This is a genomic window from Bacillus sp. B25(2016b), assembly GCF_001679765.1.
Classification (GTDB): Bacteria; Bacillota; Bacilli; order Bacillales; family Bacillaceae_G; genus Bacillus_A; species Bacillus_A thuringiensis_K.
In genome coordinates this window covers 3,010,341-3,022,458 of record NZ_CP016285.1, presented here as the reverse complement: position 1 = coordinate 3,022,458, position 12,118 = coordinate 3,010,341, and the positions used below count along the sequence as shown (strand labels likewise).

Here is a 12,118-nt window from a genome sequence, read left to right as displayed (position 1 = left end):
ATAAAAGAATGGGGAAAGAAATGAGTTTTGCACCTGCTGAATTATATGTTCTCGCAGGTGCAGCTGGGGTTACCGATATATTTGGATTGCCAAACCGTGACGCAATTATTTTACTTGATGCAGAATGTGTCACGAAAGCAACTACGAGTTTAAAAGAAAAAGGCCTACTTACAAGTGAAAATGGAATTACCCCTGCAGCTTTTCAAATAATTGAACTATTAAAGGAATATGAAAATTGTCATGAATACACGAGAATGAATAATGTATTAATTGGCTTTTTAAAAGAGGATAAAGACCGAGTGGCTGTATTAACAGAAATAGAACCAAATAAAAAATACGAGATCGACTACATACCAAAACCGGACGTATATTTTTCATTATTAACACGCATTCCCTTCTTATTGAGAGAACCGAGGGAAATAGAAGATACATTTTTCTCAAAGAGAATGACAGAGGCAGAACAACAAACATTTGAGGAAAAAGATTTATCAAATAAAGACGTTATAGCGATAGAAACGTATACGAGGCCTCGAAGTAATAGAGGAGGAAAATGGGAATGTTTCTTATATTTTACTGAAGGAGAAGATTTCGTTCAAATCGATGTAGATCGTAATCGATATGACTGGGTGAGCCTCTATGCGATTAATAAGAAATTGTATGACGTGTTAAAAATGCCATATAAAAAGTTAATTGACCCGAGACAATTCTCGTTAGGAGGTATTCAATAATGCAAGTATCAATGGGAGATAGTGGTTCTGGTGGTGGAGAAGAAGTATTAGTTAATTTTCAAGAACTACTTGATATAGTAATGAAGTTAGAAAATATATATAAAATCCATGTAGACGTCATTGGAACGAATATTGAGAGTTTATTAAGCTGTGATTTTTATCAAAAAGGTGAAGCGATGAGAGTAATTGAAAAATATCCTGATATATTACACAAAACACTAGAATTGGCTGAACACTATTCTAGGTCAGCGACAGTTGTAGGAAATGTATGTGTAGAAATGCTTGAAAAGGACGAACAATTACGTGAAATATTAAGTAAGTTGTAGAAATTACCATACGGCTGGGGGGATGAAAACGAGATGGATGTGAAATATAGACCTGAACCATGGCAAAACATGGGGGATGGTATGAATCGAATTACAAAAGATGCACTCATAAAATTAGGGGACGCAAATGAACTATTAAAAAAAATTGATGGGAGAATACGAGATTTAGACTCAGATGGCAGTATACACTTTAACCCAAAAGATCAATCGCAAAAAATCGGGGAATTACTTGATAGCTATTCGACATTACAAAAATATTGCGGAGAAGCAGGGCGATTAGTCTCTGAACATATAGATAAACCTTTTTTAGTAGAAATGGATAAATTCGCTCAAAAAATGAGAGATACATCTATTCTCAGTTTTGAAACAAATAACCGAATTGGCTCTACAACAACGACAGTATTACCAGGTGCGCATGCAGGCTACGGAAGTGTACCACAAACAATACAGAAGAAGAAAGATAAAATAACAGTAGAAGATATTTTTAGAGATTCACCTGCATTTGATAACGTACTGAGAGGGGAATACAAAGAACTAAAAAAACAAAATCCAGATGCAAAACTAAATTATGAAGAATATAAGAAAGTAGTCCCATCCACACGAGGATTTGAATACAAATCGATAGAAGATGAACAGAAAAAACTAGAAATGGTGCGAGACATAGGAATAGGCGTAGGAATCATCATCACAACAATCCTTTGTCCACCACTCGGGGCCGCTGCCGCAGTTGTATACGGCGCTGTACAAATAAAAAGCGGTATCGACGGAGAAGACTGGGGAACACATAGGAAATTGAGCCAAGAAGAGCGGGTAGGAAACATCATTTTTGGTGGATTAGACGCAATCCCAGTTGTTGGAGCAGTAGGAAAAGGAGTAAAAGCATTCAAAGGCACGAGTGAATTAGCAGATTTAGCCAAATTATTAAAATTCAAAGAAGGAATGCCTGGTTTTAATCCAAATTTGGGTAAAAATGTGGTACAATCATTGCGTGATAATAAAGCTATTATGCTTGACCGTTTGAAACTAGCGAGCCTTAAAATGGAGAAATCCGGAAATGAAAAGATGTATCAATTTGGCGAAAAAATAGCCAAAAGCATAGATGATAGGACAGCCAAATCGGCAAGTTTTGAAGTTGATGGAAATGGCTTACTAATATCTAAGCAAGGTGGTACAGATTTCCAAAGCTGGGTGAATAAGCATCATACAGAAAGTAATAAGATTATAGATGATAAGATTAAGGGTGTAGAGGCTTCTCTTGCTAGTAAGGGTACGGGTGAAGGTAGTACAAAAGTTAAAAAAACTGATAGTTTGTATAAGAGAAGTAGTTTTAGAAAAGGTACTCGTGTTAAAGCAGAAAGTGAAGCACCAAAAAATGCAACAGGAAAAATGATTTGTCCTACGTGCGGAAAAGATATTCCAGATAGTATTACCATTAATACTAAAAATGGACCAGTAAAAAGAATTGGATATGACTTAGATCATTATCCAGATACTTGGGCAGAAAGAGTTGTAAGTATGAAAACAGGTGAAGTAAAACCAACACGAAAAGAAGTATTGGATGAATATAATGCTCGACTAAGGGTTCAATGTCATGAATGTAATATAAGTCATAAATTTGAAGGAATAGAAGGAACATATAAAGGGGAGATAAAAGAATGATAAATTACGGAGAGCTTTATTATGACCATTATAGTAAATATTTAGGTGATCCAATAGACCGAGAGGTTTTTAAAAATAATGAAGAGCTTCCGAGTATGCAAATTTTAAAATATGAAAATGTATTTGAAGAATGTTTAGTTTTTAATACACTTGGACTCAGTAAATATGAAGAAATAGTAGGGGATAATGTTGAAATTTCAATGGTAGTTGATGGGGCATTTAATAGTACAGGGTATATCCTTGCAAGTGCTTTATTTTATTGTATAGGTAATGGAATAGAAATAGGACGAGGAACAGCAATTAGTGGTATTGAAAGTATTGATAAATCATTTGTTCAAAAATATAATAAAAGTGCAGTTTACTTTACTGAACCATTCGCTTTTCCAGAAGAATATGGTGATGTACGTACTGGAAGTGAAGATCAAGATGGTAAAATTTTGTTAGCATTCTTTATTTCCCAGTCGGAATATGAATGTTTTGTAAAATACGGAACAGAAAAATTTGAAGATTTGTTAGAGGAAAATAACGTAGATCCTTTTAATGTTAGCAGGAAATCTATAATTTGAGGGTTAATTAGTATTGAAAGGTATAGACAATTAGGGTTAGAAATTAAAGAATTCACATAAGACAAGTAAACGAAAAAGAATTTATTTTTGAAGTGGAAAGAATAAGAATAAGCTGTTAAAAAGTAAATACTTCATGATGGTTGTACCATCATGGAGTATTGTGTGCAATGATAGAATAGAAAACGAAGTACGAGCTTAGGCGATATGACATTTTACATGGTGGTGAATATAAAAACATGAGATGGACATAAAACTAACGAACTCGTACAAACTCGTAAGTTTTAACGTAGTAGTTGCCACGATATATAAAAGGTGTCAAACTGTACTACAAAACTTACAAAATTAGCGATACTTAAAAATATATTAACTTAAAGTACTTGATTGTCGATTACAGGCAACAAGTGCTTTTTTTGTTTTAGTGTAGAAATAATGTGGTACAATCGCCTAGGGAAAATAAGACTTTAAAGAATGCACTAGATGCTATGAAAAATACTCCTATTCCAGTAGCAGTTAGGACGGTGGATACTGGAATAGGAATGAAGCTTCCTTATATAGAATCTTCAACTGTTGGTGAAGTAGCCGGAAAGTTTTCAAAGGCAAGTACGGCAGCTAAGGATGACGCTTATCAACTTGCTAAGGGTAGTGGTGGTTCAGGAGTTAGTAAGGAAGGTAGTGTGGCTAAGGGTACGGGTAATAGAGAGGTTGAAGTTCCACCTGCTTTTAGACAAACTGATTTTGCTAGTTCGTATGAATCAAGGATTAATCAAACACCTGCACAGATTAATCCAAAGATTGAATTTGAAGGAATTAGGGGAGAATCTTTAAGTACGCTTAAACCGCCACCAGACCCTAAATTGAAAAGCATATTAGATGAGGCTGGTATAAAGGGTATTCAATATAAAAATGGAGTTCCTGATTTTTCACCAGTATCAAAAGCACAGGTAGAAATCAATCATATGGTAGGCGGCACTGGTGGAAATGGATCAGCAGCAAGACGTCTTAATTTCACTCAAGCAGATGAAAAATTGGCTGAGCAATTGAATAATTCTCCTGAATTAGCACGTAAGTTTGGGATGGAATCTGGTGAAATTACATGGAAGCAAATAGAGAAATATCGACGTGCACACAAGTTAACTTGGCATGAATTAAATGATGTAAAGACAGTGCAACTTGTACCGACAGAGATAAACAGTAAATTTGGACATCTTGGTGGAGTAGGTGAAATCAATGCAGGAGCGTTTATGCCAGATGGATTTGCTAGTAAACAATAAAGGAGAGATATATAATGAAAATAAATGATGCAGTTTTTGGCGAACTTGAGTTTAATAATTATGATTGGATTGGATATAAAAACATTGAGTTTTTTGGGAACGAAGTTAAGGTGGCATTAATAGTCAGGGGAGAAGATGATGGTCAGTTTGAGGAAGAACAATATATGGCATATAATTTTTTAATAGAAAGATGGCAACAATTACAACAAAGTATTTTGGAGCCTATATTAGATTATTATAAACAAAAAAGATATGAACTTGGTTACGATGTTGAATTTAACGAAAATTATCCTTTAATAGAAACAGCTACTCAAATTCTTGAAAAAATAACCTTAGTTGGAATTTTTGTTCCAGATAATGACCTTATCGACTTTCTTGATATCGGACTTACGTTTGACTGTACATGGGATATGGAAAATGGATTAGGCCTTTGTTTTGTGAAAGGTGAAGTAACTGAGGTAGGTTATCAGGACGTTGTACTTTAAACTTCGAAGTTTATTTTTATAGAGACAATAAAATTGTTTTTTTATTCATTCGGAATATATGGGCTGATAGAATTAAGGGATAGTTGAAGTGTACAAAAAAGAAAAGGTCATTTTGAAGTACGCACTTCATGATGGTTGTACCGTCATGGAGTACTGTGTGCAATGATAGAATAGAAAATAAGGTACGAGCTTAGGCGAGATGACATTTTAATGTGCGACGAATATAAAGACATGGAATGGAGATAAAACTAACGAACTCGTACAAACTCGTAAGTTTTAACGTAGTAGTTGTCATGACGTATAAAAGGTGTCATACTGTTACTACAAAACTTACAAGATTAATGCTACTTAAAAACATATGAACTTAAAGCACTTGATTGTCTACTTGAGGCAACAAGTGCTTCTTTTTTGCATAGAAATTTAACAGATCACTATAATTTTATTATGTAAACTTTTTACATAGTTTTCTATATAACTAACGAGAAGAGAAATGTTTACTATTACTTTCATTTCTGTTATGAAAATTCTACAATAGAAAACAGAACGTATATTTGGTATAATCAAAACATACTATATGAAACGATGTACATGAGTTTGAGATTTATGAAAAAAGGTAAGTAATACATAATAATAAATACGCTATAGGATTCAGTTCATATTATACAAATCAATCGTTAGAAAGGAACAGATGTAATGAATCAAATTTCATTTGAAGATTTATTTGAAGAAGAAAAAGAAAAGGTGGAGGTAGCTGAGGTATGTAAGGTACCAGCCCCTTTATCACCATTACAAAAAGATATTTTAGAATTAATTGATTCTGAAGAAATAAGTGCGCTTGAGCTATGTGAACGATTAATACGATCTGGTAAAATACCCGATGAAAGATTTACTACGAATAAGCCTAAAGCATATGGACAAGTATGTTTACTATTAGAAGGTTTTGTTACAGAAGGAAAACTTATTTTTATCAAAGATGATGAGAAAAGAGATAGGGTATATAAATTGAAAGAAGAAGTTTGAGATGTATAGCGGGAGATGAATGATTGGTTCCCTTTAACTTGCAGCTCCGTTAGTCTAGTAATGTCCACAAAAAAGGTGTCAATCTCTCCTACATTGACACCTTCATACTTTTAACACCTTACATACTTACGCTTGAAACCAAGTCTTCCTCTATCAAGTTCTTTCTGAATACTTTCAGAAGCATTTAACAAATTGCTTTTTTTATTATCACGTTTGACTTCAACTATACCAACTTCTTTTGCAGTCTCGACTGCTTTTTCATGTAGTGGTACATATGAGATTGCCACAGTGTTTAGGAAATTATTCATAGCGGATTTTGTTCGTTCTGGAGAATGATGAATTGTATCTTTCACCATTTCAAGCATATCGGAAATTTTACTTTCGGAAAATTCATTGTCTTTGCGATTTCCTAAAAGCCAACAGTAGCAACTCCAGCCTGCAGACATTTTAAGCTCGTCCCCACTTGCAATCCATTTATCAGCAACATCTTGTGCGATATTTGACTCTGATAAAGTTACTGCCACTACATAATCGGATAGCATATAAAAATATGCCCCGTCTATCCAGCGATCAAAATCAGACTCACTCATAGCTTTTGGATCGGCAATAATACCTGCAAAGTACATAGCATCGTAGTTGCCTGTGGCATAAAGTTCTTCAGCTAATTCTTGATTTAATTTTATTTTTTTAGCGATTGGTTTCATAGCACCTGTAGCTACTCCGAATACTGGCTCATGCGCACCGTTAGATATGTATATTTTTTTCGTTCGTTCCTTACCTAGAGATTCAAGTTCTTGCATAACTGTTTTAAAATCCATAGTTGTGCAACTTCCTTTCTTCATGTGAAAGCCTTTTTAAGCCTTTCGTATTTCATGTGTTAATACTAATTGTATTCAAGGGGTATGTCTACTTTCTAAAAGTATCGAAACCGGTTAGTAATTTTGAAGGTTTTGATTTTGTGACTGCTACAAGCTATCTATAATGGTAAGAAGGTCACTGTAAGGTAAGGAAGAATGAAAAGTATGTATAGTTTTTCCAATGAATATTTGGTATGATGGTGAATGGAAAAAATATACAAGCAGTTAGTGGTTCATAAAAGGGGGATTGAATTGAAAAGAACGCCTGAATTTGTATTAGGTTTAATTGGTGGCATTTTGGGAATTATTATTTCCATAATATTAATAGTTGTAGCGTTTAATATTATGGAAGGGGTTGATTACGAACTTTTAGCTTATTACTCTATTATTTTAACGGTTCAAATAGGGTTGTTCATTTTATCGTGTTTAGTAAACAAGGTTAATAATAAAGTTTATGGAGTTTGAATGATTGTGATTCCTATAGTTATGTTATTTATGTCATTATTCTTTTTACTTATTCCGACAATTTTACAAATTATATCTGGTTCATTTGCATTTAGAACATTAAAGTTAGAATCGAATGTAAGCTAAATATAATTATTAACGTCTGAATATTCGGTTTTTTAAACATTTTCGTTTGCAGTTCAAATTAACATAAAGTACAAAGTTGTACGCTTTAGGAGGAGAAATAAATGATTATTTGGTCTGGTTGGGGTTTTTTAGTCGCAATTATTGTAATTATTAATACTCTTTTGGGTAAGGCTATCTTTGGATCTATAACGGGGGACGCTACATATTTTCAAGATCATAGTTGGCCAATGGCGGTAATGTTTATTATATCAGGGGTTATGTCTTGGTATTTAGGTAAATATATTAATAAGCCAGATGGGAAAGTTTATATAGATACCGAAACTGGTGAAAAAGTTATGTTTAACAAAAAGCACTCATTATTTTTTATAAAAATGGAATATTGGGGACCGATTCTAGGAGTTATTGCGATTGTAACTTTAATTACAAGATAAAAAAAGAGGATGGGTATAGCAAGAGTAATCTATTCAAGTAAAAGGAGAAATCAGTCATGAATACAAAGAAACTACTAGGGGTAGCAGTTCCGGTCATGTTGTTATTTGGTTGTGGAGTTTCTGAGAAAACGAACACTTCTAAACAGGAGAAAACAGAAGAGTCTAAAGTAAAAGAATCGAAGTCTAATAGTAAGAAAGAAAAAGTTTCAAAGGAAGACTATCCTAATAAAGTGTATAAATTAGGGATAGAGTTTGATAAGTTGTTTGCGGAGCATAACAATATTACAAGAGAGGTTTTTGACGGTAAGAAAAAGAAATCAGATATAGTAGATAGTGTGAAAGAATTAAATAAAACGTTAGATAAATTCGAGTCGATAGATCCCCCTGCAGAGTATGTAAATCAACAAAAGGATTTTGAAAAAGCAATTAGTTATTTTAGAGAGTCTTTTTCTTTAATCAATGAAGTATTCACCCGAAAAGAAAAAAGAGAAAAAGGCGATAAGACTGATAAAGAGTTAATGGAGAAATCCGAAAAGTTAGTGAAAGAAGGAGATATTTACTGGCTTAAGGCATTCAAAGACCTTGAAGGGGATATTAAAATCGGTGACGGTACAGTATCTGTGAAAGATTTGAAAGAGTTAGATAAGAAAGCTGGAATTAATACGGATAACGTTATGAAGAATGTGAAGGATGGTACGGAATTAATTGGTAATTGGGGATTCAAAGGAACAGACGGTTTCATTATGTCACTTATTTTAAAAGGTGATAAGACATTTGAAACGTATGGTAAAGGTGAGTATCCAAATAAAAAGAATTATATTGAAGGCACTTGGGAATATGATAAGGAAGCTTTTACAATCTATTTACATCTCAATAAACGTTTAGTAGACGGTGTAGAAGATACAATTCAAAAAAAGAAAATAGCATATAAAGTTCAAGATTATGATGGGGAAAACTTGCAATTATTTAATGAGACGTCATTTCATACAATTAAGTATGTGAAGCAAAGTTAAAGTTATGGAGGACTAGGTTTAAATGGCCTGTTCCTTCATTAAAGTGTGGGTATGTAAATAATATGTTATCTTTCGTTCTGTTTACTTAGTATCATGTTATTCTTTAATAGAGTAATAAATGGAGTTTTACATTAAATATATGAGGTTGGTTACAAATGATAAAGAAATTCACTAGGTTAGTATTAATAGTGGTTATGCCAATCAGTCTTATTACAGGTTGTGGGACTACTGAAAAAACTGAAGCACAAAAGCCGAAAGCGGTACAAACGGAGAAAAAGGACTATATGGATTATTCATATGGTAGCAAAGGTATATTAGTAAGTGGCAAAGCGAAAGAACGGCAACAATACGAGATTGGATATATGGATGATAATAAGTTAATTGGGATTGACGAAAATATTGAAGACTGCATTATTTTAGATAATAAAGATGAAGCAGGCCTCATTTGGAAACAAATAGAGCGTGGATTTATTATTGAAGTGCAATACGGTAAGGATCGCAATGATATCGTAGGCGTGCAATTCGTAGGAGATCGTGAGCCATACGAAATTAGTGATAAGTTTGATCGAAATACGATAAACGAAATTGTTGAAAACGTTAAAGGGAATTTGTAATAGATGTATTTCGATAGTATAGGATCTCTTATTATGAAATTGTATGTCAGTTATTTGCCTAAGTTTAAATTGATTATTTTGACGGTATTTGTAATTAGTTGTAAAATAATGTTTGTTGACGAAATTTGTAAAAAGTATGTTAGATGAAATTCATCTGTAGGGATGACATATAAATATTTTCTTAATGGGTATAAAATATAATAATTTAAATATATAAATAAAAAGAAAATGTATTAGAAGTACATAGTAGATTCATATTTTAAAAAATTAATGTGACAATAAAGGGAGGTTGAGATACATACACGGCGGGAATGTGTATGTATCTATTATAATAATGAATAAGACAATCAAACAACAAGTAATCGCACTATCAACAAGTCTAGTGATTTTAGGGAGCGTACCTTTATCAGTATCAGCAGAAGAGATAAACAACTCTCAAACTGATCAACTTAATATTGCCCAAGGAGAACACGGATCGAGCGGATTAAATTATTCTAATTTCAAGTTGGAAGTTCCTAATCATGTACAAATTAACGAAGCAGAAGTATCTGAAAATGAAAAAATGCTTTTAGAAGAATATAAGCATAAACATGATGAAACAGAAGAATTAAACAAAATGCAAGATGCTAAGAAGGGACAAGTAGCAGAAAAGGAAGCTATTTCAAACATTGAAAAGGCATTTGAATCTGTAGATGGTCGAAATGATGGGTCTGATCGTCAAATGAAACCTGTTGCAAAGCCAAGAGGTATTCAATATAGCGCACAGAGTACGAAGAAATATGGAACACTTGCAGGAGTTCCATTTGTGGAGTGGATTGTTCCAGCAGGAAATCCTGATATTCGTCCTGCAAATCCGATGAAAGCACGTTACATTACAATTCATGAGACCGCAAATACAGCCGCTGGTGCTAATGCTGAAAATCATGCGAAATATTTATACAAGCAAGCAACTGAAGGCACTTTCCGAATAGCTTCATGGCATTTTACTGTAGACGATAAACAAATTTATCAACACTTACCAACAAACGAAAATGGTTGGCATGCAGGAGATGGAGATGGATCAGGAAACAGGGAATCTATCGGTATCGAGATCGCGGTTAACCAAGATGGTGATTACAATAAAGCATTAGAAAATGCAAAACGACTTGCAGGTTATTTAATGAACAAAGAAGGAATTGGTGCAGATCATATTTACAAGCATCAACAATGGAGCGGGAAAAAATGTCCTGACATTTTAATTTCACGTGGTAATTGGGCTGGTTTCGTACAAGGAATTCAGTGGTATGCAAATATAAATGCGCAGATTGATACGCCTTTACAAGATAAAAATGACTCATTTAATCCAAATGAAAATAATCCAGCTGAACCTAGCATGGAACTAGTGGTAAATGGTAGTGGCATCAATGTACGTAGTGATGCGGGTATTGAACATCGTGTTGTACGTAAAGCTTCAAACGGAGATCGTTACAAAGTATTAGCGGTTAAAAATGGTTGGTATAAAGTAGGTAATGGAGAATGGATTTTCTATGACCCAAGTTGGATTAAAATTAACTACAATGTACCTAAGGAAGAAGTACAAAAACCAAAAGATGATATTACAGGTGGATGGTTTGAAGGGCATATTCGTAAATTAAACAGTCTAGGTATTATGCAAGGCGAAGGCAATGGTGTATTTGCTCCATATCGAAATGTAACGAGAGCGGAGTTTGCGAAATTAATCTCGAATGCTCTTAAACTACCAGAGGGAAATAAGTCATTTGTAGATATCAATGAGGCACATCCATCACTTCATGACGGTATTAAACGTTGTGCAAGTGCAGGAATTATTAATGGTCGTGGTGAAGGGATTTTTGATCCTAACTCACCAATTACTCGTGAAGAAGTATCTATTATGATTGACAAAGCATTACGATATAAAGGAATTACAGGTGAGTTAGTAGCATTACCATTTACAGATAAGCATTTAATAACATACAAAGAATCGGTTCAACGATTATACAGTCTAAAGGTAGTTAATGGTATTGGAAATAATGAGTTTGATCCTCGAGGCACAGCAACTCGTGGTCAGGCGGCTGCCTTTATTGTGAAGATGTTAGATTCAATGCAAAAATAAAATGAAACTTTAATCAGTGAGGGCCACTCGCATTGCAATCAAGCAGTTTATTCACCAAATTTTGAAATGAGAGTGTTACTGCCCACAAATAGCAGAAGAAATTGTATGTAGAAGCTGACATTGGTAGAAGTAAAAAAATAAGAAGAATTTGAAAGGAGCTATCCAAAATAATAATTTGGAATAGCTCCTATTTAGTAGGAAGAACAATTGTATTTGATAGATTGTAATGTAGAATGCCCTTCCAAGCCCCTCATAAGCCCCTACCAAGTAATAAATCACTAAGAAAAAACAAAAACAAAAACAACTACAAGAACAAAACAAGCGCGAAAAAATGAAACCGGCGTTGTAGTAGTAAAAAAATTGTAATTCGAATGCCAAAACCATTCCCGCAGTCCTATCTTTATAATGAAGAATTAAAATTTTCCTATTTACTAGCAAAGAGTG

12 protein-coding genes and 2 pseudogenes are annotated in these 12,118 nt (G+C 33.7%); 13 read left to right on the top strand and 1 reads right to left on the bottom strand.

The window, feature by feature from the left end; genetic code table 11:
* The first annotated feature begins 8 nt into the window (after window positions 1-8).
* From BAQ53_RS15370 to BAQ53_RS15340, 8 genes and pseudogenes are all read left to right on the top strand, one after another.
* Complete coding sequence (locus BAQ53_RS15370) at window positions 9-728, top strand: DUF5081 family protein (protein WP_000514120.1); 720 nt, start codon at window positions 9-11, stop codon at window positions 726-728.
* Complete coding sequence (locus BAQ53_RS15365) at window positions 728-1,054, top strand: hypothetical protein (protein WP_001198201.1); 327 nt, start codon at window positions 728-730, stop codon at window positions 1,052-1,054. The genes BAQ53_RS15370 and BAQ53_RS15365 overlap by 1 nt, the downstream gene beginning before the upstream one ends.
* A gap of 33 nt (window positions 1,055-1,087) precedes the next feature.
* Window positions 1,088-2,713: a GH-E family nuclease gene (locus BAQ53_RS15360; RefSeq protein ID WP_208905740.1), complete on the top strand. Its 1,626-nt coding sequence runs from the start codon at window positions 1,088-1,090 to the stop codon at window positions 2,711-2,713.
* Window positions 2,710-3,279 carry a suppressor of fused domain protein gene (locus tag BAQ53_RS15355; RefSeq protein ID WP_000611567.1) on the top strand — a complete coding sequence of 190 codons (570 nt, stop codon included), beginning with the start codon at window positions 2,710-2,712 and terminating at the stop codon, window positions 3,277-3,279. Before BAQ53_RS15360 ends, BAQ53_RS15355 begins: the two co-directional genes overlap by 4 nt.
* Window positions 3,280-3,710: 431 nt before the next feature.
* Window positions 3,711-4,550, top strand: a complete 840-nt coding sequence (locus BAQ53_RS15350) for an HNH endonuclease (protein WP_074594132.1) — start codon at window positions 3,711-3,713, stop codon at window positions 4,548-4,550.
* 14 nt (window positions 4,551-4,564) lie between these two features.
* Window positions 4,565-5,035: a DUF6985 domain-containing protein gene (locus BAQ53_RS15345; protein WP_071759431.1), complete on the top strand. Its 471-nt coding sequence runs from the start codon at window positions 4,565-4,567 to the stop codon at window positions 5,033-5,035.
* 242 nt (window positions 5,036-5,277) lie between these two features.
* Window positions 5,278-5,485 (top strand): annotated as a pseudogene (locus BAQ53_RS26640) (hypothetical protein).
* Between the two features lie 243 nt (window positions 5,486-5,728).
* On the top strand, window positions 5,729-6,055 hold the full coding sequence (locus BAQ53_RS15340; protein WP_001071909.1) for a DUF3895 domain-containing protein: 327 nt from the start codon (window positions 5,729-5,731) through the stop codon (window positions 6,053-6,055).
* Window positions 6,056-6,165: 110 nt separating this feature from the next.
* Here the strand turns inward: BAQ53_RS15340 and BAQ53_RS15335 are convergent, their stop codons facing one another.
* Window positions 6,166-6,873 (bottom strand): DNA alkylation repair protein, encoded by a 708-nt coding sequence (locus tag BAQ53_RS15335; protein ID WP_208905738.1) that lies wholly within the window; start codon window positions 6,871-6,873, stop codon window positions 6,166-6,168.
* Between the two features lie 291 nt (window positions 6,874-7,164).
* Here BAQ53_RS15335 and BAQ53_RS15330 point away from each other — a divergent pair.
* The 5 genes and pseudogenes from BAQ53_RS15330 (at window position 7,165) to BAQ53_RS15310 (ending at window position 11,674) form a co-directional block, all read left to right on the top strand.
* Window positions 7,165-7,503: pseudogene (locus BAQ53_RS15330) on the top strand (DUF4064 domain-containing protein).
* A gap of 101 nt (window positions 7,504-7,604) precedes the next feature.
* On the top strand, window positions 7,605-7,934 hold the full coding sequence (locus BAQ53_RS15325; RefSeq protein WP_000587855.1) for a hypothetical protein: 330 nt from the start codon (window positions 7,605-7,607) through the stop codon (window positions 7,932-7,934).
* A 56-nt stretch (window positions 7,935-7,990) separates the two neighbouring features.
* On the top strand, window positions 7,991-8,947 hold the full coding sequence (locus BAQ53_RS15320; protein WP_001093044.1) for a DUF3994 domain-containing protein: 957 nt from the start codon (window positions 7,991-7,993) through the stop codon (window positions 8,945-8,947).
* A 155-nt stretch (window positions 8,948-9,102) separates the two neighbouring features.
* Entirely contained in the window at window positions 9,103-9,561 is a 459-nt protein-coding gene (locus BAQ53_RS15315) for a hypothetical protein (protein ID WP_208905736.1), read from the top strand.
* 334 nt (window positions 9,562-9,895) lie between these two features.
* A complete protein-coding gene (locus BAQ53_RS15310) occupies window positions 9,896-11,674 on the top strand; it encodes an S-layer homology domain-containing protein (RefSeq protein WP_208906955.1) in 1,779 nt (592 codons plus the stop codon).
* Window positions 11,675-12,118: the final 444 nt, after the last annotated feature.